We start from the raw sequence: 21,846 nt of genomic DNA on the forward strand, positions 1-21,846 counted from the left end.
GCCAGGTGGTGTTCACCCCGGCGGCGGACTTCACCGGCAACGCGAGCTTCACCTACACGGTGAGCGACGGCAACGGCGGCACGGACACCGCGACGGTGCGCGTGCGGGTGACCCCGGTCAATGAGGCGCCGGTGGCGGTGGATGATCCTGCTGGAATGCCTTATTCGGTTGCACTTGGGGCTCTCGGCAGTGGATGGACCGCGGAGGATGTCAACGGTGCGGCCACCGATGTTCTGGCGTGGAAGGCGGATGGTACGGCCGGTGTGCTGACGCAGTCGGGCGACCTTCTCGGCGTGGCGGGATCGCCGCGTACTGGGGATGCTGGCGGGTATGAGCCGAACCAGCTCGAGAGCGACAGCGCGGATCGCAGCGAAGCGATCGAGTTGCGCTTCAGTGGCAATCTCAACCAGGCGACCTTCTCTGTCTCGAATCTCTATTCAAACGAGAACGGGATCGGTGAGACCGGCCGTTGGGTGGCCTATTACGATGGAGTCGAGGTGGCCAGCGGGAGCTTCGGTTTCGACGATCTTGCGAACCCAGTCCACTCAGGCAGTTTCTCGATCGATACCGGTGCGACGGTGTTCAACAGCATTCGCTTCGAAGCGGCGCACAACGGCGACACGTCAGGGGATAGCTCCGGCTATTACCTGACCGGCTTTTCCGGTTCGGGGCCCGCATCGGCGAACAGCGTGTATCAGTTGTCCGCGAACGATACGCTGACTGTTGACGCGGCGACAGGGATCTTGGGTAACGACTACGATCCTGACGGTGACGCGCTGACGCTCGTTGAGGTCAACGGTGTGGCACTCGTGCCGGGTGCGGTGATTACGCTGGCCAGCGGTGCGCTGCTGACGCTGAACATTGATGGCAGCTTCTCTTACGACCCGAACGGGCAGTTCGATAGTCTAGGAGCGGGGCTGCTGGCCACCGACAGCTTCGATTACAGCATCGAAGATGGAGAAGGTGGAACGGACACGGCAACCGTGACCGTGACCGTGGTGGGGGTCAATCCGGGGCAGCTTCCGGGCGGCGGTGGTACTGAGCCTCCGCCTGCCGAAGATGGCCTAACTGTCGTGGTCGACAATGGCGACAATGCAATCAACGGCAGTGCTGGCAACGACGTGATTCTTGGCGATGTCGGTGGCACGCTGACCACGGTACAGCAAGGAGCCGACTACAACATCGCGCTCGTCGTGGATATGTCCGGCAGCATGTCGTCCGCTCGCGTGGCGCTGGTCAAGGAGGGACTGCTCAATCTGGTCAATGACCTCGCGACTCACGATGGTCAGGTAAACGTCTCCCTGATCCGGTTCGCGACGACGGCGACCGAGGTCGGTTCTGTACAAGATCTGAACGCCGGCAATATCGACGAGCTCATCGGCTGGATCAATGGACTGAGCGCCAGTGGTTCTACAAACTACGATGCCGCGTTCGATACGACGGTGGACTGGTTCTCCGGCCAGGCTGCGCTCGGTCATTCGAACACAGACGGCTACCAGAACCTGACCTTCTTCCTGACGGACGGAGAGCCCACTCGCTATGGCTCCAACGGTGAGTTCGGGAATGGTTCGTCGACGACAGCTGCAACGATGCAGGCGTCGATGGATGCCTTTGTATCGCTCAGTGCGGTGAGCACCGTACACGCGATCGGGGTCGGGACGGGTATCAACGAGAACTATCTGAAGTTCTTCGACAATACCGAGTCGACCGGAACGAGCACTGTTACGTTCAGCGGTACGTCCACCGTGCTGGCCAGCTTCAACGCCAGCAACGCAGGGCCGTTGGGTACCACGTCGGACTGGACCGTGCGGACGGGCAGCGACGGAAGTATTGAATACACGGGTTCCGGCAATGCCCGTTCGCTGAGAATCGACGACACGACCAATGACAGCGGGCAAGCCGCTATCGTAGAGAGCAAGTCCTTCGAAGTCGTCGCGGATGGCACCACCTTCTCGTTCGATGTAAACCACTCGAGCCGCCGCAGTGACGACTCCTTCGAATGGGAAGTGCAGCGCTGGAACGGCTCCACGTGGGAGACTGCACGGTCGGGCAGCAGCACCAGTAACGAGACCATCACGACGAACGCGGTGAATGCGGGCACCTACCGCTTCGTATTTACTGTCCTGGATGCCTCCTCCGGCGGCAACTACCGGGTCGATATCGACAACATCACGCAGGTCAGCCCGAACGTTCTCACGGGCCCTGCAGGCGAAGTCGATATCGTCAACACAGCCGATGAACTCACGGTGGCTCTGCAGGGTGGATCGGCCTCGCTCGACCCCGTCGCCGTCGGCGACGACGAGATCGACGGTGGCGCCGGTGCCGACATCATCTTCGGCGACGTGATCAATACCGATGCGCTGCCGTGGGGTGTGGATGGCAACCCGGTCAGGCCCGCGGACCTGCCGGACGGTTCGGGCTTGCAGGCGCTCAGGACCTTCCTTCAGTTGAAGAACGGAGCGGAACCGACGGACGAGGAGTTGTTCAACTACGTTCGCGCCAACCACGAGAGCTTCAACGTCGATGGCGATGCGCGGGGCGGCAACGACACCCTGCGTGGTGGCGACGGCAACGATATCCTCTACGGCCAGGGCGGTAACGACCTGCTGGTCGGTGGGGCCGGCAACGACACCCTGTATGGCGGCGTCGGCGCCGACGTGTTCGCCTGGAATCTGGGCGACCAGGGCAGTGCAGCGACGCCCGCCACCGATACCGTGAAGGACTTCAGCCTGGCCGAGGGCGACGCGCTCGACCTGAGCGATCTGCTGCAGAACTACGGCGGTGGCGATACGCTGGGCGACTACCTGCAGGTGAGCCAGGACGGCGCCAACACGGTGGTCAGCGTGAACACCGCCGGCGACCTCGGCACCGCCGGCGCCGAGCAGGTGATCGTGCTGGAGAACGTCAACCTGACGCTGCAGCAACTGCAGGATGCCGGTAAGCTGATCATCGACTGACCGCCGCACTGCGCGAAACCGGACGGCCCTCTCCGCCGCAAGGCGGGAGGGCCTTTCTTGCGAGGAAACCGATGGTTTACATCAAACGCGACGAACAGGGTCGCATCGTTGCCGCCGGCCATGAGCCGGACGGGCCGGGCTGGGAGCAGGCCGCCGGCGACGAGCCCGAGGTGGCGGTGTTCGCCCAGGCGCTGGTCAGCGGCGACCAGGGGCTGGCGGCCTCCGATCTGGCGCTGGTGCGGGTGCTGGAGGACGTGATCGACCTGCTGGTCGAGCGCTCGGTGATCCGTTTTACCGATCTGCCCGCGCCGGCGCAGGAAAAGCTCAACGCGCGGCGCAGCGCGCGGGCCTCGCTGCGCCAGCTGAATCTGCTGGACGACGACGCGGGCGTGATCTGACCGCCGGCCCTGCGCGCGCCCGCGCGGGGCTTACTCGGACAGCGGCTCCGTGCCGGCCGCGCGTGCTGCGGGATCGGTGGCGCGTACGCCCGGTCCGGTCATGCCGTCCACCCCCAGGGCGGTCAGGGTGTCGATTTCGTCGTTGCTGCACACCCCTTCCGCAATCACCGTCAGGCCGATGGCGTGGGCCACCACGCACAGGCCGCGCAGCACGTTCTGGTTGCCGGCGTCGCCTTCGATGCCGCGCACCATGGACGCATCGATCTTGAGATAGTCCAGACCCAGGTCGTGCAGGTCGCCGATGCGGCCGAACTGGCGGCCGACGTGTTCGATGCCGACCTTGCAGCCCAGCGGCTTGAGCGCGAGGCACAGGGCGCGGAACTCAGCCTGGTGATGCAGCACGCCGTACTCGGGCACTTCGATCCACAAGCGGGTGGCGGCGGCCGGCGCCGATTGCAGGCTGGCGAACAGCTCGCTGCGGAAGGCCGCATCGCGCAGGGATTCGACCGACAGGTTGATGCCCAGCGCGTGCTCGCCTTCGCCTACCTGCCGCAGCGCGGCCTGTAGGACGGCGGTGTCGAGGCGGGCCATCAGCCCCAGGCGCGCGGCCCAGGGCATGAAGTAGCCGGCGTTCTGCCAGCGGCCGTCCACGTGCAGGCGCATCGGCGCCTCGAAGTGCAGGATGCGGCCATCGGTGGCGACGACCGGATAGGCGCCCAGCTGCACACCCTCCGTGTCGAGCGCGGCGAGCAGGGCCTGCCGCCAGTCGGCAAGATCGGTGTGGGCGGGCGGTTCGGTGTCGGCGGCGGCAAGGCGCAAGGCGCGCTCACCCTGCTGCTCCGCGGCGGCCAGTGCGCCGTCGACCCGCGCGAGCAGATGCGCGCGCGCTTCGCCGCTGGCCAGCGGGGTTGCCCCGAGCGGCAGGCGCAGCGCGGCCTGCGCTGCCCAGGCGTCCATGATGCCGTCGAGTCCGGCGCGCAGGCGGGCGCAGATCTCATCGACCTCGGCCGCGCCGCAGGCCAGCAGGGCGAAGTCGGTGCCGTTCAGGCGGCCGGCCTCCCAGGCCTCGTGCGCCTCGGCCACCGCCTGGAAGCAGGCGCCGATCTCCTGCAGCAGGCGGTCGGCCTGCGGACGGCCGAGGAGCCGGTTCAGCTGCTCCAGCTCACCCAGGCGGGCGATGGCCAGCATGCCGCCCGATTGTGCATCGTCGCGGGTCAGCGCGGTGTCGAGCTGCTTGAGGAACTGCGTGCGGTTGAGCAGGCCGGTAAGCTCGTCGTGCTGATGCAGGCGGCGCAATTGCTCCAGCCGTCGCGCTTCCTCGTTGAGCATGCTGCGCACCCGGTCGGACAGGGTGTTCATCGCCCGCACCACGCTGCGGAACTCCGCGGTACGGGGCTCCTCGGTGGTCACGAAGCGCCGCCCGCCGATGGCCTCCGCCTGCGCCACCACACGGCCGAGCGGGCGGGTGATGTACTTGATCAGCAGGGTGCCGGCCAGGCCGGTGAGCGCACCGCCGGCGACGAACCAGGCCAGCAGCATGAGCGTGCCCGACCACAGCGATTCGTAGGCGTAGCGGGTGTGGCTTTCCAGCGACAGCGTGCCGTACTGGCGCCAGCCGTCCTGCACCTGGGCGACGCCGGCCTGGGTATCGATGGGCACCAGGCGGGCGAACCATTCCGGCGCGCCGACTGCGCCGCCTTCGTAGGCCCGCTCGACGATGAGCTCGCCGCGCGGGTCGGTCAGGCGGATCAGGCGGTAGTGGCCGGCATCGAACTGCGCGGCGACCTGCAGCTCCACGGTCACCGGGTCCTTGGGCATCTGCGACAGCGACAGCGCCAGCGAGGTGGCATTGTCCAGGTTCTTCACCAGCATCTGCTGTTCCAGGTAGTGACGTGCGGACAGCGTGCTGACCACCAGGCTGCCGCCGAAGGACAGCGACATGACGACGGCGATGGCGATCCACAGTTGCTTGATCAGTGACATGGCTTGAATGCTCCGATACCGCGCAAGCCGCCAGGCGGCCTGCTGACCATCCCCTCGCCGGCAAACGGCGAGGGACAGGGAGAAAGTGAAATCGTGCGAAAGGCGTGCAGCCCGTGGGCGGACAGCGGGCCGGCATCCGGGAAGCGGGAGAAAGCGCGCGGGCGTGGTAGCGGGCGGCTCATTGCATCCCCTCCTTGCGCACCCGCTCCAGCAGATCGCGCCAGCGCGACAGCCGCGCGGTCGGGTCGGCCGACGAGGCGCTGGCGCCGCCTACCCACAGGCCCTCGCTGTTGAAGCTGAACACCGGCAGCAGGTCCGGCCGGCGACCGGCGGGGCGGATCTCGCCGATCAGGTTGTCCAGGATCAGCGGCTCGGCGTCCGGGCTCGCGTAGTAGCCCAGCACCATGTGGGCCTGGCTGATGCCGCTTTGCGGTCCGCCGATCTGCGCGCGCACGTAGATCAGCCGCAGGCGCTCGTTCGGCACGCCCAACTGGCGCAGCGACAGGTACTTGGCGATGGAGAAGTCCTCGCAGTCGCCCGCCGCCCGGCCCAGGGTTTCCAGCGGCGTGGCCCAGTAGTCGCCCTGTCCCCAGATGCGCGCGTCGTCGTCGAAGGCGATGCGGCGGTTGAAGAAGGCATTGACGCGGTCCAGCCGGGCGATGTCGTCCACCTCTTCGCCTGCCCGGGCCAGCGCCGCCCGCCACGCGTCCACCGCGTCGCCGCCGTCGGCGCCGTAACGCTCCAGGGCCACCTGCCGCATGCGGTCGAAATCCGGTGCGGCAACTACCGCGCCGAGCACGAGCGCGACGGCCGCATGCATGGCCCATGCGCCGAAGCGGGCGCTCCAGCCCGGCCGGGGTATGCGTGTTGCGGAGTTGATCGGCCTGCGATGACGCATCGAGACTATGCAATGGGCGGATTCGACGAATTATCCGACATGGTATCCGCCGAACCGTGGAAATTTGCAAAAGCATCGAATAGTTGGCAAAGCCCCCAGCAGAACTCGCCTATCATCCGGGCTGCCCAATCTAGGCAGGGTCGGAGGATTATGCCGGCCCGATTGTTTTCACCGAACTCACGCATGGAAGACCCCCGCCGATGTTTCGCAAACTGATCGCCGTTGCCGTACTCGCCAGCCTGCCCGCCGTTGCCGCCGCCCAGGTGCCGGACGCGTTGCGCGACGCCGCACGCAGCGCGGTCGTCGGCAACCCGGAGGTGCAGGCCTCCTGGCACGCCTTCCGGGCGGCCGAGCAGGAGCAGAACGTGGCCCGCGGCGGCTATCTGCCCCAGCTGGACTTCACCGCCAGCTCCGGCCGCGAGCGCCAGACGCGCCCGGGACAGGGAACCGACAGCTTCAATCATCGCAATGCCACGCTGTCGCTCAACCAGATAGTGTACGACGGCTTCTTCACCCGCAGCGAGGTCGCCCGGCTCGGGCACGCCAAGCTGGCGCGCTACTACGAACTGATCGACGCCTCCGAGAGCGCCGCGCTCGAGGCGCTGCGCGCCTACGCCGACGTGCTGCGCTATCGCGAACTGGTGCGTCTCGCCCAGGAAAACTACGTGCAGCACCGGCAGATCCACGAGCAGATCGCCGAACGCGCCGGCGCCGGCGTCGGTCGCCGGGTGGATCTGGAGCAGGCCACCGGCCGCCTGGCGCTGGCCGAATCCAACCTGCTCACCGAAGTGTCCAACCTGCACGACGTCAGTGCCCGCTACCAGCGCATTGTCGGCAACACGCCGCCGGAATCGCTCGCGCCGATCGGCGTCCGGCTCACCGCGGATGCGCTGCCCCCGGATGCCTCCGAGGCCCTGCGCGAAGCCTTCGCCGCGAGCCCCGCGCTGAACGCCGCGGTGCAGAACGTGCGTGCCGGCCAGGCCCAGGTGGAGGCGCGCCGCGCGGCCTTCCATCCGCGCCTCGACCTGCGTGCCCGCCAGTCGGTCGACCGCAACCTCGACGGTCTGAGCGGCACCTCGCGCGACGGCGTGGTCGAGCTGGTGTTCACCTACAACCTGTTCCGCGGCGGTTCGGATTCCGCCCGCGTGCGCCAGGCCGCCGAAACGCTGAACCAGGCCAGGGATCTGCGCGAGAAGGCCTGCCGCGATCTGCGCCAGACCCTGTCGATCGCCTATAACGACGTGCAGCGCCTGGAAGAGCAGCTGCGCTACCTCGACCAGCACCAGCTCTCCATCGAGAAGGCGCGCGAAGCCTATCGTCGCCAGTTCGACATCGGTCAGCGCACCCTGCTCGACCTGCTCGATACCGAGAACGAGTACTTCCAGGCCCGCCGTGCCTACGTGGCCGCCGCAACCGACCGGCAGATCGCCCAGGCCCGCACCCTGGCCGGCATGGGCCGGCTGATGCGCGCACTGGAAGTGGCGCGCGAGGACCTGCCCGCCCCGGGCGACATCGGCCATGACGGCGCGCCGATCGACCCGGCTTCGGTTTGCCCGGCGGAAGCCCCGGTGGCCTTGCAGATCGACAAGGAAGCCGTGTTTGCCGAAGCCATGCGCGCCGCCGGCCGCTGAACGGCTAGGGCTTGTCAGGGTTGAAACGGGGCGGCCTGCGGGCCGCCCCGTGCCGTTCACGCCGTGCGCCGTGCGCAAGGGCTGCCGGAATCCGCCCGCCGGAGGCTACAATCGCCCGGTCGCCAACTTGCCCGGGTTCTCGTCATGAATGATCGTGCCGCTCCTCCCGAACGCCGACTCGACCGGCGCATCCCGCTCGGCTGCTCCGCCGCCATCCATCTGCCGGGTGGCGACACCGTGCCCGCGGAGTGCATCGAACTGAGCATCAGCGGCATGACCCTGCATTCCACCTATGTGCCGGGCGAGTGCGAGGTGCTGGAAGTGTCGGTGAGCTCACCCACCGGCGCTGCGCCCCTGCTTGCCAGGCTCGAGGTCAAGCGTTGCCACGCGGTAGGCAGCGGGCGCTACGAGATTGGCGGGGCGATCGTGCGGGTGCTGGGCTAGGCCGCCCGCTCCGCTTTCGGCAGGGGCGGGCTTGCCCGCGATCCCGGGGCCTGCTTCCTCACAGGACGATCGCGGCCAAGGCCGCTCCTACAACAGCGGGTTTGCCTGCGATCGGTCGTCAGCCCTCAATACCAGCGCCGGATATGCCGGCGCACCATCAGGTAGAGGGCCAGCAGCGCGATCAGGGTGAAGTTCACCAGCGACCAGTTGGCGATCGACAGGCCGAGGAAGGTCCAGTCGATGGCGGTGCAGTCGCCTGCGCCGCGGAAGATCATCGGCAAGGCGTCGGCCAGGCCGAAGCTCTCCACCATGAACTCCAGCCCCGGCCCGCATTCCGGGATCTCCGGCGGATAGAGCTGGATCCAGCTCTGCCGCGCGGCCACGCCGCCGCCGGCGAGACTCACCAGCAGGATCAGCCCGGCATAGACCCGGGCGCCGCCGTTGCGCGGCCCGTGCAGCGCGCCCAACAGGGCGATCGCGCCCACCAGCGCCAGTGCATAGCGCTGCATGATGCACATCGGGCACGGCTCCAGCCCCTCGAAATGCTGGAGGTAGAGACCGAATCCGAGCAGTCCGGCGCAGAACAGGAACAGCGCGAAGAAGAAGTTGCGGGCGGACAGGCGGGAGAGCATCGGTGCGGGCCCCGGTCGGTAAAGCTGCTCATTTTAGGCGGTCAACCGCCGGATGAGTCAAACGTCGTAGATGCTGCAGTGCGATGCCGCCGTTGTAGGAGCGGCCTTGGCCGCGATGCGGCGTCGTTTTATCTCAGGCCGCAATCGAGGCCAAGGCCGTTCCTACGCAGGATCAGGCGCGGGCCAGCGCCACCAGCGCCTCCACCTGCTCGCGCACCGGCTGCGGGATCGGCGTGCGGCCGTCCAGCATGGCGCGGATCAGCGCAGCGTTCGCTTCCACCTCCGGGCAATCCGGCAGATCGGCCAAGGGCGGGGCGCCGCCTTCCTCGCCCGCCCAGGCGATGCGCGCCGCGCCGTCGTCGAACACCTTCATCTCCGGGCGCCGGCGCGGATTGGCGAAGGCTTCGCCCTCGGTGCCGCGCAACAGCATCGCCCGCCCGCCGTCGGCGGACAGGAAACCGTGCATGCGCTCCAGATACTCCGGATGGGTGACCGCCACCACCCGCACGCTGTGCCCGCGGCATGGGTCGACCAGCTTGGCCATGGTGTGCGCACTGCCGCGCACGCCCATGCGCAGGCGCAGCGCCAGCAGGCGGTCGAGGCCGGGCAGCAGGGTGTCGAGCTTGAGGCAGGCCACGCGCCCGGCGCGCAGTTCGGCGCCCGCAGCTTGTGCATCGGCCGCAGGGTGGATGCCCAGCGCGGCGAGCAGCTCGAAGGGGCTCGTGCGGCTCTCGAAGTCGTGCCGGCCGTGGATCAGCACCGGCACGCCCTCGCGCGCCAGCAGCAGCGCCAGCAGCGGCATCAGGTTGGCCTGCCGGCGCGCGCCGTTGTAGGTCGGCAGCACCACGCAGCGCGGACCCGCGGGTACGGCGACCTGCGGGGTGCGGGCGTCCATGGCGCGCTTGAAGCCGAGCAGTTCCTCGGTGGATTCGCTCTTGATGCGCAGCGCCATGACGATGGCGCCCAGTTCCAGGTCGGGCACCTTGCCGTCCAGCATGTCGCCGAAGACGTCCTGCGCCTGGGCGGCGTCCAGTGGCCGCGCACCCTTGGCGCCTCGACCGATTTCCTTGATGATTGGGGCGTAGCTCATCCGGGCATTATCCGCCCGAAACCGTGCCGCGAGCCAGCGAGAACAGAGAGGAGAACAACATGGAAGTCGGATTCATCGGCCTGGGCCTGATGGGGCGCCCGATGGCGCTCAACCTGATCAAGGCCGGCCACAAGGTGCACGTGTGGAGCCGCCGGCGCGAATCGATGCAGCCGCTGCTCGACGCCGGCGCCGGCGACTGCGCCAGTGCCGCCGAGGTGGCGCGCCGCGCGCCGCTCACCATCAGCATCGTCGCCGACGCCCCGGACGTCGAGCAGGTTACCCTGGGACCGGATGGCGTGGCCGACGGCGCCGGTGCCGGCCACATCCACGTGGACATGAGCACCATCGCCCCGGCGGCGGCGCAGAAGATCGCCAGCGCGCTCGCCGGGCGCGGGGTCACCATGCTGGATGCGCCGGTCTCTGGTGGCGAGGTCGGCGCGATTGCCGGCACGCTCACTATCATGGTCGGCGGCGATGCGGGTGCGTTCGACAAGGCGAAGCCGGCCTTCGAGGCCATGGGCAAGTCGGTGACCCTGATCGGCGATTCGGGTGCCGGCCAGGTGGCCAAGGCCTGCAACCAGATCCTTACCGGCGTGGGCGTGGCGGCGGTGGCCGAGGCGCTCAACTTCGCCACCAAGAGCGGCGTGGATGCCGGCAAGGTGCGCGAAGCCCTGCTCGGCGGCTTCGCATACTCGCGCATCCTGGAAAACCACGGCCAGCGCATGCTGGACCGCAACTTCAAGCCCGGCTTCAAGGCCTGGATGCATCAGAAGGACATGCGCATCGTCATGGAAGAGGCCCATCGCCTCGGCCTCGCGCTGCCCTCGTCGGCCGCCACCGCGCAGATGTTCAATGCGCTAGTCGGTAGCGGCATGGGCGAGGACGATTCCATCGCCATGCTCAAGCTGCTCGAGCGCATGAGCGGCGGGGAGGGCGCGTGAAGCTCGGCTTCATCGGCCTGGGCGCCATGGGCGCGCCCATGGCCGGCCACCTGCTCGATGCCGGGTACGAGCTCGCGGTGTGGGCACGCCGCCCCGAAGCGACCACCGCGCTCGCTGCGCGGGGTGCCCACGTGTGCGCCACGCAGGCGGCGCTCGCCGCACGTTGCGAGGTGGTCATCACCATCGTCACCAGCAGCGCGGACGTCGAGGCGCTGGCCTTCGGGCCGGAAGGGCTGGCCGAGGGTTTTGCGCCCGGTGCGGTGCACGTGGACATGAGCACCATCGCCCCCGGCATGGCGCGCGACCTGGCTGCCCGCTATGCCGAACGCGGCATAGGCTGGCTGGACGCGCCGGTGTCCGGTGGCGAACAGGCCGCGCGCGCGGCGGCGCTGGCGATCATGGCCGGTGGTGAGGCTGCGGTGCTGGAGCGGGTGCGCCCGCTGCTGGAGATCCTGGGCAAGCGCATCGTGCATGTGGGCGAAGCCGGGGCAGGCCAGGTGGCCAAGGCCTGCAACCAGATGATCATGGTCAACGCCATCCAGGCCTGTGCCGAAGCCATGCACCTGGCGCGTGCCCACGGGGTGGACCTCGCCGCGGTGCGCCACGCGCTGATGGGCGGTTCGGCCGCCTCCAAGGTGCTGGAGCTGATGGGCGAGCGCATGGTGGCGCGCGAGTTCGGCGCCGGCATCGAGGCCCGCCTGCACCACAAGGACTTCGGCCTGCTGCTGGCCGACGCCTGTCGTCTCGGCGTGCCGCTGCCGGTGGCGGCGCAGACCGGCCAGCAGCTCAACGCGCTGATGGCCGCCGGCTGGGGGCGGGACGACACGTCAAGCCTGCTGCGGGTGCTGGAGGCCGAAGCCCCCGTGTAGGAGCGGCCTTGGCCGCGATTGCGATGTCCGTCCTTGCCACGCGCCGCATCGCGGCCAAGGCCGCTCCCACAGGGCAGCGTTTCAGCTGCGGTCCTGGTCCTGCGGCTGGCCGTACCAGCTGAAGCGCGCGACCACCTCGGCCATCTCAGCATCCGACAGCAGCGCCGGCTCGCCCAGCTGCAGGGTGCGCCAGTACTGCTCGCACAGCATCTCGAACTCGATCGCCAGCGCCAGCGCGTGCGCGGTGTCGCGCCCGAACACCACCATGCCGTGGTTGGCCAGCAGGCAGGCGCAGCGCTCTTCCAGTGCGGCCAGCGCCAGGTCGGACAGCGCCTGGGTGCCGAAGGTGGCATAGCCGGCGCAGCGCACGGTGGAGCCGCCGAAGCGCGCGATCATGTAGTGGAAGGGGGGGATTTCCGCGCGCCGGCAGGCCAGCGCGGTAGCGAAGGGCGGATGGGCGTGCACGATGGCGCCGGCCTCGGGGCGGCGGGCGTAGATGTCGTGGTGCAGCCGCCACTCGGAGGAGGGCGCTCGCGTGCCCTGCGGGATGCCGTCGGGCGACATCGTCACCATGTCCGCCGGGCTGCAGGCCTCGGCCGGCAGGCCGGTGGGGGTGATCAGGTAGCTGCCGTCGGAACCGAGCCGCAGGCTGGCGTTGCCCGCGGTGCCGACGTTAAGGCGCGCCGCGCCCATCGCGCGGGCGGTGGCGAGCAGGGCCTCGCGCTGGGCGGCGCTGGCATCCATCAGGCGGGCACGTCCTCGGCCGGGTAGAGCTCGCGCAGCGCGCCCGGGGCGGCGATGCCGCGCTCGGTGACGATGCCGCGGATCAGCCGTGCGGGCGTCACGTCGAAGGCGGGGTTGCGCACCGCGGTGTCGGCCGGCGCCTGGCGCAACTGCCGCAGGTGCCCGTCGGCATCCACGCCGTTCACGCACAGCAACTCGTCGGCGTCGCGGTCTTCGATGGGGATCGCGCTGCCGGCGGGGCAGGCGAAATCCAGCGTGGAAAAGGGCGCGGCAATGTAGAAGGGCACGCCGGCGTCCTGCGCCGCGAGCGCCTTGAGGTAGGTGCCGATCTTGTTGGCGCTGTCGCCGTTGGCGGCCACGCGGTCGGCGCCGGTGATCACCAGGTCGACCTCGCCGCGCGCGAGCAGGAGCCCCGCGGCGTTGTCGGCGATCAGGCTGTGCGCCACCCCGGCCTCGCGCAGTTCCCAGGCGGTGAGCAGGCCCTGGTTGCGCGGGCGGGTTTCGGAGACAAGCACCTCCACCGCAATACCGCGCGCGTGCGCCGCATACACCGGCGCCAGCGCGGTGCCGGCGCCGCAGGTGGCTACCCAGCCGGCGTTGCAGTGGGTCATCACCCGCACCGGGCCGGGGCGCCGGGCGGCGAGCGCTTCGATCAGCGTCAGGCCGTGGCGGCCGATGGCCGCGCAGGTTTCCATGTCTTCCAGGCGGATCGCCTCGGCTTCGTCCCATGCGGCCGCAACGCGGGCGACCGGGGCCAGGGCGAGCAGGCGGGCGGCCATGCGGCCCAGCGCCCAGTGCAGGTTGACCGCGGTCGGGCGGGTGGCGGCGAGTACTTCCAGGGCGGTCTCCAGCGCGCGATCGCCCGCGTCGTGGGTCATCGCGATCGCCACGCCATAGGCGGCGGTGGCGCCGATCAGCGGCGCGCCGCGCACCTGCATGCTGCGGATGGCGTGGGCCACGTCGTCGAGGGAGGACAGATGCCGCAATTCGGTGCGGTGCGGCAGCAGGGTCTGGTCGAGGATGACGGCGCGGTCGCCGTCGCGGCGGATGGTGGGGATGGGTTGCTTGAAGCTCATGAGGGGGATTCTACCAAGTGCGGTGTGGCCGTTTCCAAAGCTGACCGGCCTCTGCCACAATCGTTCGTCCAGTCCTTCCCGCCGTCGTGCCCGCCGCCATGCCGAACTTCCCCGCCCCCGTCGCCTCCCGTCTGCCCAAGGTCGGCACCACCATCTTCACGGTCATGTCCAGGCTCGCCCAGGAATGCGGCGCCATCAACCTGTCGCAGGGCTATCCCGACTTCAACGCCGAAGACCTGCTGTTCGAGCGCGTCGCGCACTGGATGCGCGCCGGGGCCAACCAGTACCCGCCGATGGCTGGCGTGCCCGCGCTGCGCGAGGCGATCGCGCGCAAGGTCGAGGCGCTCTGCGGCACCGCCTACGACGTGGACAGCGAGATCACCGTGACCGCGGGCGCCACCCAGGCCCTGTTCACCGCGGTGGCGGCGTTGGTGCATCCGGGTGACGAGGTGATCGTCTTCGAGCCGGTGTACGACTCCTACGCCCCGGCCATCGAGCTGCAGGGCGGCACGGTGGTGCGCATGCGCCTGTCCGCTCCCGACTACCGTCCGGACTGGGCGGCGGTGGCTGCCGCCATCACCCCGCGCACCCGCATGATCATGATCAACTCGCCGCACAACCCCACCGCCACGGTGTGGAGCGCGGACGACATGGCACAGCTGGCCGCGCTCACCCGAGACACCGGCATCGTGGTGGTGTCCGACGAGGTGTACGAGCACATCGTCTTCGACGGCGTCCGCCACGAGAGCTGTGCCCGCCACCCGGAGCTGGCCGCGCGCAGCCTGATCGTCTCCAGCTTCGGCAAGACCTATCACATCACCGGCTGGAAGGTGGGCTACGTGGTCGGCCCGCGCGAGCTGATGGCCGAGTTCCGCAAGGTGCACCAGTTCAACGTGTTCACCGTGAATACCCCGGTGCAGCACGCCCTGGCCGACTACATGGCGGACGCCAGCCGCCACCTCGGCCTGGCCGCCTTCTACCAGGACAAGCGCGACTTCTTCCGCAACGCGATGGCCGCTTCGCGTTTCGAGCTGCTGCCCTCGCGCGGCACCTATTTCCAGCTTGCGCGCTATCACGCGCTCTCCGATCTGCCGGACACCGCCTTCTGCGAGTACCTGACCCGCGAGGTCGGTGTGGCGGCGATTCCGGTCTCCGCCTTCTTCGCCGATGGCCATGACGACCGCGTGGTGCGTTTCTGTTTCGCCAAGAACGAGGACACCCTGGCGCAGGCCTGCGAGCGGCTCACACGACTGACGCAGTCGGCCATGTAGGAGCGGCCTTGGCCGCGATGCGATGTTCGTGTTGCCGGGAGCCGCATCGCGGCCAAGGCCGCTCCTACATTGGCAAACGTGCCGGCCCCGGCCCTACCCCCATGCTAAACTGCGCCCGCATATTTCTCCCTGACCGCCGCGTGTCCCCGTGCGCAATCTGCTGATCTTCATTCTCGTCCTGATCGTCATCTGGTGGGTGCGGCGCGCCCTGCAGAAACCGCGTGCCGGCCGGGGGGGCGGGGCCTCCGACGAAGGGCGCCGGCAGACGCCGGAGCGCATGCTGGCCTGCGCGCATTGCGGCGTGCATGTGCCGGAAAGTGAAGGCGTCCAGGCGGGTGAACATTTCTTCTGCAGCGAGGCGCACCGCAAGCTGGGTGCCAGGCGCGGCTGAATGAGCGAGGCGACGACGGCCGGCATCGGCGAGTTCGACCAGGCGCGCCGCGCGTCGCTGCGTTACTTCAACCTGTTCCGCCTGATCCTCGCCGGGGTGTTCGTGGCGGCCGGTCACGAACTCAACCTCGGCGGCGCCGCGCCGCGCACCTTCCTCGCGGTGTCGGCCGCGTATCTCGCCGCGGTGCTGCTGCTGGGTTTCCCCGACGCGGTGCGGCGCATCGGCTTCGACCGCATCGCCAACCTGCAGGGTGTCATCGACATCTGCGTGCTGGCAGTGCTGATGTGGGCAAGCGGCGGCTATCGCAGCGGCCTGCCGGTGCTGATGATGGCGGTGCTCGCCGGTTCGGGCCTGGTTTCGCGCGAGCGCACGGTGCTCTTCCATGCGGCGCTGGCCACGGTGCTGGTGCTGTCGGAGAACGCCTGGCGCTTCGTCAGCGGCGGCACGCCGGGGGATTTCTTCCAGGTCGGCATGGCCTGCGCGGGCTTCTTTGCCATCGCCATCGTCGCCCGTCTGCTCGCCCGTCGCGCCCAGGCCAACGAATCGCTGGCAGCGCGCCGAGGCGCCGAACTCGCCAGCCAGCAGGCCATCAACGAGCGCATCATCCGCGACATGCAGGACGGGGTGATCGTGCTCGGCGCGGACGGGCGCATCCGCCACGCCAATCCGCGCGCATCCGAACTGCTGGGCATCGACCTGGCCGAAGGCGCCCTGCTGGCCGAACTGGACCCGGCCCTGCCCGCCTGCATGCTCGACGGCAGCTGCGAGGACACCGGGCTCGGCCGCATGGGGCGCGCCGGCCGCAGCCTGCGCTGCCGCACGGTCGGCGCCGGCGACGGCGCGGGCGGCAGCGGTGACACGGTGATCTACCTGACCGACTTCGAGGAGATCCAGCGCCAGATCCAGCAATCCAAGCTCGCCGCCCTCGGCCGGCTCACCGCCAGCATGGCCCACGAGATCCGCAATCCGCTGTCGGCGGTGTCGCAGGCCGCGGAGTTGCTGGAAGAGGAAAAGCGCGGCGACATGCAGGCGCGCCTGATCCGCATCATCAACGACAACGCGCGCCGCATCGAACGCATGGTGCGCGACGTGCTCGCGCTCGGCCGGCGCGACGAAGTGCTGCCCGACGCCATCGCGCTGCGCGACTTCATTGTTGCCCTGGTCGAGGAGTCCTGTCTCGGGCGCGACGATGAGCGCCAGATCTACCGTATCGAGATCGACCCGGCGCTCACTTTCGCGGCCGACCGCGCGCACCTGCAGCAGATTCTCGCCAACCTGGTCGGCAATGCGCGGCGCTACTGCAGCGGCAGCCCGGGGGCGATCCAACTGCGGGCGGAAGCCCCCGAGCCCGGAACCGTGGTCCTGCACGTTGCCGACGACGGCCCGGGCATCCCGCCGGGCGACCGCGCTAAAATCTTCGAACCCTTCTTCACCTCCCACCCCAAGGGGACGGGGCTGGGCCTGTACATCGCCCGCGAACTCGCCGAAGCCAACGGCGCGGCGCTCGAACTGGCGCCCAGCGATACCGGCGCCCACTTCATCCTCGCCGGCCGGAGCAAGCCATGAACAACGAAGACCGCAGGGCGTCCTCGCGCACCGCCGATGTGCTGGTGGTGGACGACGAGGACGACATCCGCGAACTCATCGAGCTGTCGCTGCTGCGCATGGGCCTGGCCTGCGACACCGCGGGCTCGGTGGGCGAGGCGCGCACGCTGCTGGACGAACGCCGCTACCGCCTGTGCCTCACCGACATGCGCCTGCCCGACGGCGACGGACTGGAACTGGTCGAGTACATCCAGGGCCATCAGCCCGGCCTGCAGGTCGCGGTGATCACCGCCTTCGGCAGCATCGAGACCGCCATTCGCGCGCTCAAGCTGGGTGCCTTTGACTTCGTCACCAAACCGGTGGAACTCAAGCGCCTGCGCGAGCTGGTCGCCCACGCGCTGCGCAGTCCCGCCGAGGATGCGGTCGATGCCGGCGGGCGCCAGCTCATTGGCCGTTCGGCGGCGCTCGAGCAACTGCGCGGGCAGATCGCCAAGCTGGCACGCAACCAGGCGCCGGTATTCATCCACGGCGAATCCGGCACCGGCAAGGAAGTCATCGCCCGCCTCATCCACTCGCTCGGCCCGCGCGCGGCCGGCCCCTTCGTGCCGGTGAACTGCGGCGCCATCTCGCCCGAGCTGATGGAAAGCGAGTTCTTCGGCCACAAGAAGGGCAGCTTCACCGGCGCCGCCAGCGACAAGCAGGGCCTCTTCCAGGCCGCCAGCGGCGGCACGCTGTTCCTCGACGAAGTAGCCGAACTGCCGCTCGCCATGCAGGTGAAGCTCCTGCGCGCCATCCAGGAGCGCGCCGTGCGCCCGGTGGGTGCGCACGGCGAGGAACCGGTGGATGTGCGCATCCTCTCCGCCTCGCACCGCGACCTCGCGCAACTGGTGGCCGACAACCGCTTCCGCCAGGATCTCTACTTCCGCATCAACGTCATCACCCTGCGCGTGCCGGCGTTGCGCGAGCGCCCGGAAGACATCCCGGACCTCGCCGCCCACGTGCTCGCCCGCCTGGCCGAGCGCGAAGGCACCGCCCCGCGCCGCCTGTCCATGGACGCGCTTTCCGCCCTGCAGCGCCACCCCTTCCCGGGCAACGTGCGCGAACTGGAGAACCTGCTGGAGCGTGCCTGCGCCCTGTGCGAAGGCGAGCAGATCGGCCTGCAGGACATCGACCTGCACCCCACCGAAGGCCTGCTGCGCGCCATGCCCCGCTTCGATACCGGCGAGTTCGACTCCCCCGACGACCCCGGTGCGCAGGACGAGGACAGCGACGACGAACGCATCCGCGTGCTGCGCATGCTCGACGAAACCCGCTGGAACCGCTCGGCCGCAGCGCGCCGGTTGGGCATGACCCTGCGGCAGCTGCGCTACCGGCTGCAGAAGTGGGGGATGGAGTGAGTACTTTCCGGCAGTAGCGCCCCTGAGGAGTTCGTCGCTCGGGTGAAATGACACATGCTCAAATCCCTGTGCCGTCTTCCTCCACCAGGATGAACGGCGGCATGGTACGAACGGCGGCACGGGCGGCGTCGAGCTCGTTTGCCGGTAGGCGGACGAGCCATGCGGACTGAGGGTCGAGGTAGACCGCACGGCGGGCGGCTTGGCTGCGCTCCTCTCCCGGCTCCAGCAGAAGGGCGGCGAGTGCATGCGACCACGCTTCCCAGGGCTGAACCCGCTGATTGAAGCGGGCCATCTTCAGCGCATAGTCGCGATAGGCAGGCTCACCGGTCAGTTCATGCGCCCACATGGCCAGATCGGCAAACTCGTATTCCACGAGTAGCGGACGGTCCTCGGCAAAGACGCGGTGAGCGAAGGCGCGCGCGAAGCCCTCGGGGGCATTGGGCTTGCAGCTAAGCGCGTCCAGCACCGCAATAGCCAAACGCAGGTCCATGTTGTCGGCCATCGCCGGCTTCGCAGCGTCGATGCGCGCGCGGGCGGCTTCCGTCTTGCCGGCCTGCGCGGCGGCCAGTGCGTAGTACGGCAGCAGATATGGTGCGCGCATCAGGCCGCGTAGGTCGATCTTGTCCAGCGTGTCGGCCAGCACCGCTTCCGCACCGGCAAAATCGTGTTGGCGGATGGCCCGGTATGCCTGCGCAAAGGGCAGCAGGATCCTCGTCTCATGAGCGGGCAAGCGGCCGAGTTCGGCCAGCGCGTCCTCGCTGGGCATCCGGTCGGTGACCGCCGCCAGGGTGAGATATCCGGCCACCCAGGGTTCGACCCGCTCGGCGTGCACAAAGCGATTGTCGCGCAGCCATTGTCCGTACTCGGCAGGGCGCAAGGCCTCGCGCCGGTGGCCGACGAGGGCGGCATGCCATAGCTGCGGAACCTGCAGGCGATGCGCCGTGATGAGAAAGCCTTCCCAGGCCGTCCCGCCCTGCCCGAGCATATGCATCAGGCTGAAGAAGTCGCGATAGCTCCAGGCGAAGTCGTAGTTTCGCATGTTGACGTGAAAGGCCATCGCGGCTGCTCGATAGTCACCGGCAAGTAGCGCCAGGCGGGCCGTACTGGTGTGATTTGCCCCAGATCCGGTGCCCGATCCTGCCGCCATACGGTAAAGCGGCGCGGCGAGATCCGGCTCGCCTCGCCAGTACAGCAGCGAACCAACCCGGTAAGCGAGGTTGTCGCGGCTCACCGGATGCACCCGCGCCGCGCCGCTGAACCCGGGATAGCTGTTGAAGGCTGTGGCTGCTTCGACGTAGCGCGCTTCGGAGAGATACTCGCGACCGAGACGCTCATAGACTTCCCATGACGGCAGCCCCTGTCGGGCCGCTGCGGCGAGTACTTCACGTGCGCGGGCAGGTCGGCCTTTCTCGTGCTCCAGCATGGCCAGCAGCAGCGGCGGCACTGAACTGCCGTCGAAGCGGCCGGCAGTCTCCTGCAGCAAGGCTTCACGTTCGGCAGCCGATTCGAGCTGCTGGTAAACGCTGCCCAGCATATGGCTGTCGTGGGTGACATGCGCAAGGGCTGTGCGCCCGATGTAGCGTATGCGTGCTGTGGTGTCCTCGTGGCCCTTGTGTCCTGGTATGTGAGGCGGCGGGCCATCGATGTGCGTGGGCATGTCAGAGGGGTGAAGGCCGCCGAACGCTGCGGCCGACTGTGCCCTGCTTCGCGAGGCGAGGGCGCGCTGGTGCAGGGATTGCTGCAGTTCAGGTTCGGCGTTCCTGGCGAGCTGTTCATCGGCAAATGCACGCTCATTCAGCAACTCGGGATGGTCCCTGAACACGACGTCGAGCTCGTCGAGCGCGCGCAGCCCGTCTCGGTAGCGCCCCTGAGCGCGGATCCTGCGCCGCGCCGCATAGACGATGTCCGCGATGGCCGATTCGACCAGGAAGTCGAGGACGTCGAGCCGGGTTGCGCGTGCCTGACCACTGGCGTCGGCGGCACAGCACGGAATGTTGTCGACCTGCGCGACAAGGGGATTGAGATAAGGCGCAATGGCGACCTCCATCCCGGTATCCTGCCAGCGGCCGGCAAGCATGCGCCCCTTGATGCGCTCCGCTGGAGATGGCCCAGCCTGTGGAAACTCACGACCGAGCAGATCCAGAACCGGCATCGGATCTACGGCATTGAGCCCGGTGGGGTCACTGGCCACGAAGCGGCGTGCTGCAAGATCTCGCCACGGGGAGGGCAGGGATGCCAGCAGCGTTTCGCGTTCGGCGTGGCTTGCGATGGACTCGGCCTCATACGCGAAGCGCATGTCTGTTGCGTCGATCTCGGCCATCAGGCGCAAGGGCGACAGGGCGATACGCTGGCGGAGGCGCTCCAGTTCGGGCAGGTTGCCCTGCAAGGCTGCGACCAGGGCGCGCTCCGCGTCGCTTGCGGGGGCGGCCAGCACGGCGAGCGCCGCGGGACGCATGTGCAGCCCGTGGTACGCGCGCGCCAGCAGCAGTCGGGTGGTGGGGTGGGCGGGTGGCATCTGCCAGGCGATTGTCAGCGAGCGTTCGTAGAGGCGCTCGCGCCCACGTGTATCCGTGGCCGGCACCAGCGCTGCCAGCAGCTGCAGGTAGAGGGCGCGCGCGGCGGGTTTGGTGTCTTCGTGCGCAATCTCGCCCAGGCTTGCCGGAAATCGCTGCGGCAAGGGGGTGACGGACACGGTGTGTGGGGTCGCTGCGGGGTAGTCCAGGGCCGCCAGGATTTGCGGTAGATGTGCGCGGAACACTTGCAGCGGGCCGTTGCCATCGTCGAGAGCGAACGGCAGCGGGTCTATGCTCACTGGCCGGCGCAGATCGGTCTCCTGGAAACCGCCGCGTTCCCCAAGATCCTGAATCTCGAAGTACAAGTGCAGGCGCCCGTCGAAGCGATGGCCGGCATACGTCCAGATGATGCGCCGGGCGTGCGCCCGGTTGGCCACGGCGATCACGTCGGCACGCTCGAGCTGGCGCTGGCCATCGCCTGTCGCACGGGCGACAACCGACGGTGGGGCGACTCGCACGCCTGACGGGAGCGCCGCAGCGAGGCTTTCGGCCATCAGTGCGCGTGTCGTACGCGATACGCCAGTGCCCTGCACCTGCACCGGTGCCAACAAGACGTCGACCCGCATGTCGTCGAGCAAGTGGGCGTAGCGTGCCTTTTCCTTCTCCAGCCAGTCCAGCCGCGGTTTCTCGATGCCGACGGTGACCGGGTCCGGGTAGGGCAGCTCGTTCGCGCGTCGCTCCAGTTCCTCGCTCCGGGCGTTCAGGCGCTCGAACATGGCGCGCACATCGTTTTCTGCCTGCTCCTCTTCCCACGCAAGGCGACGCGCGGCCTCGTCTTCCGCACTGGTGTCGATCGCCTCTGCCCTGGTGGTGGTCGCCAGCAGCAGGCAGACCAGCAGAGCCCCAATCCTCTTCCTCGATTGCGCCATCGCTCTCTCCGATGTGTGCCGGCCGTTGGCCTCACCGCTTGAGGTCGATGAACGCCAATGGCATTGGATGCGCTGCGAGGGTACAGCATCGAAGATCGTTCGGTGTTAGTTCTTTGTCATGTAATCGGCTCGGAAGT

Annotated in this window: 17 protein-coding genes; 10 read left to right on the plus strand and 7 right to left on the minus strand. The window is 68.6% G+C overall.

The window, feature by feature from the left end; translation table 11 throughout:
- Window positions 1-2,957 (plus strand): cadherin-like domain-containing protein (locus IAI53_RS14975; RefSeq protein WP_187718967.1); only part of this gene is annotated, 2,957 nt, incomplete at its 5' end.
- Window positions 2,958-3,028: 71 nt separating this feature from the next.
- Window positions 3,029-3,355 (plus strand): hypothetical protein, encoded by a 327-nt coding sequence (locus tag IAI53_RS14980; RefSeq protein ID WP_187718968.1) that lies wholly within the window; start codon window positions 3,029-3,031, stop codon window positions 3,353-3,355.
- 30 nt (window positions 3,356-3,385) lie between these two features.
- On the opposite strand, the gene IAI53_RS14985 is transcribed toward IAI53_RS14980, so the two are convergent.
- Window positions 3,386-5,338: an EAL domain-containing protein gene (locus tag IAI53_RS14985; protein WP_187718969.1), complete on the minus strand. Its 1,953-nt coding sequence runs from the start codon at window positions 5,336-5,338 to the stop codon at window positions 3,386-3,388.
- A 178-nt stretch (window positions 5,339-5,516) separates the two neighbouring features.
- Entirely contained in the window at window positions 5,517-6,158 is a 642-nt protein-coding gene (locus IAI53_RS14990) for a transglutaminase-like cysteine peptidase (RefSeq protein WP_225433322.1), read from the minus strand.
- A gap of 278 nt (window positions 6,159-6,436) precedes the next feature.
- Here IAI53_RS14990 and IAI53_RS14995 point away from each other — a divergent pair, with 278 nt between their 5' ends.
- A complete protein-coding gene (locus IAI53_RS14995) occupies window positions 6,437-7,867 on the plus strand; it encodes a TolC family outer membrane protein (protein ID WP_187718970.1) in 1,431 nt (476 codons plus the stop codon).
- A 144-nt stretch (window positions 7,868-8,011) separates the two neighbouring features.
- Window positions 8,012-8,311, plus strand: coding sequence for a PilZ domain-containing protein (locus IAI53_RS15000; protein ID WP_187718971.1), 300 nt, complete (start codon window positions 8,012-8,014; stop codon window positions 8,309-8,311).
- 125 nt (window positions 8,312-8,436) lie between these two features.
- Here IAI53_RS15000 and IAI53_RS15005 read toward each other — a convergent pair whose 3' ends face one another.
- Both IAI53_RS15005 and ybiB read right to left on the minus strand, forming a co-directional pair.
- Complete coding sequence (locus IAI53_RS15005) at window positions 8,437-8,943, minus strand: disulfide bond formation protein B (RefSeq protein ID WP_187718972.1); 507 nt, start codon at window positions 8,941-8,943, stop codon at window positions 8,437-8,439.
- Between the two features lie 172 nt (window positions 8,944-9,115).
- Complete coding sequence (ybiB, locus tag IAI53_RS15010; RefSeq protein WP_187718973.1) at window positions 9,116-10,033, minus strand: DNA-binding protein YbiB; 918 nt, start codon at window positions 10,031-10,033, stop codon at window positions 9,116-9,118.
- A gap of 59 nt (window positions 10,034-10,092) precedes the next feature.
- On the opposite strand from ybiB, the gene IAI53_RS15015 reads away from it, so the two are divergent.
- On the plus strand, window positions 10,093-10,974 hold the full coding sequence (locus tag IAI53_RS15015) for an NAD(P)-dependent oxidoreductase (protein ID WP_187718974.1): 882 nt from the start codon (window positions 10,093-10,095) through the stop codon (window positions 10,972-10,974).
- On the plus strand, window positions 10,971-11,843 hold the full coding sequence (locus IAI53_RS15020) for an NAD(P)-dependent oxidoreductase (protein ID WP_187718975.1): 873 nt from the start codon (window positions 10,971-10,973) through the stop codon (window positions 11,841-11,843). The genes IAI53_RS15015 and IAI53_RS15020 overlap by 4 nt, the downstream gene beginning before the upstream one ends.
- 81 nt (window positions 11,844-11,924) lie before the next feature.
- Here IAI53_RS15020 and IAI53_RS15025 read toward each other — a convergent pair whose 3' ends face one another.
- Both IAI53_RS15025 and mtnA read right to left on the minus strand, forming a co-directional pair.
- Window positions 11,925-12,587 carry a class II aldolase/adducin family protein gene (locus IAI53_RS15025; protein WP_187718976.1) on the minus strand — a complete coding sequence of 221 codons (663 nt, stop codon included), beginning with the start codon at window positions 12,585-12,587 and terminating at the stop codon, window positions 11,925-11,927.
- Entirely contained in the window at window positions 12,587-13,663 is a 1,077-nt protein-coding gene (gene mtnA / locus IAI53_RS15030) for an S-methyl-5-thioribose-1-phosphate isomerase (RefSeq protein ID WP_187718977.1), read from the minus strand. The genes IAI53_RS15025 and mtnA overlap by 1 nt, the downstream gene beginning before the upstream one ends.
- Before the next feature lie 98 nt (window positions 13,664-13,761).
- On the opposite strand from mtnA, the gene IAI53_RS15035 reads away from it, so the two are divergent.
- From IAI53_RS15035 to IAI53_RS15050, 4 genes are all read left to right on the plus strand, one after another.
- Entirely contained in the window at window positions 13,762-14,934 is a 1,173-nt protein-coding gene (locus IAI53_RS15035) for a pyridoxal phosphate-dependent aminotransferase (RefSeq protein WP_187718978.1), read from the plus strand.
- A gap of 148 nt (window positions 14,935-15,082) precedes the next feature.
- On the plus strand, window positions 15,083-15,325 hold the full coding sequence (locus IAI53_RS15040) for a PP0621 family protein (RefSeq protein WP_187718979.1): 243 nt from the start codon (window positions 15,083-15,085) through the stop codon (window positions 15,323-15,325).
- The gene (locus tag IAI53_RS15045) at window positions 15,326-16,891 is read left to right on the plus strand and encodes a sensor histidine kinase (RefSeq protein ID WP_187718980.1); all 1,566 of its coding nucleotides are present in this window, start codon (window positions 15,326-15,328) and stop codon (window positions 16,889-16,891) included.
- Complete coding sequence (locus IAI53_RS15050) at window positions 16,888-18,267, plus strand: sigma-54-dependent transcriptional regulator (RefSeq protein ID WP_187718981.1); 1,380 nt, start codon at window positions 16,888-16,890, stop codon at window positions 18,265-18,267. The genes IAI53_RS15045 and IAI53_RS15050 overlap by 4 nt, the downstream gene beginning before the upstream one ends.
- 58 nt (window positions 18,268-18,325) lie before the next feature.
- On the opposite strand, the gene IAI53_RS15055 is transcribed toward IAI53_RS15050, so the two are convergent.
- Window positions 18,326-21,709, minus strand: a complete 3,384-nt coding sequence (locus tag IAI53_RS15055) for a hypothetical protein (protein WP_187718982.1) — start codon at window positions 21,707-21,709, stop codon at window positions 18,326-18,328.
- Between the last annotated feature and the right edge of the window lie 137 nt (window positions 21,710-21,846).

The organism is Thauera sedimentorum, assembly GCF_014489115.1.
In the GTDB taxonomy this organism is placed as follows: Bacteria; Pseudomonadota; Gammaproteobacteria; order Burkholderiales; family Rhodocyclaceae; genus Pseudothauera; species Pseudothauera sedimentorum.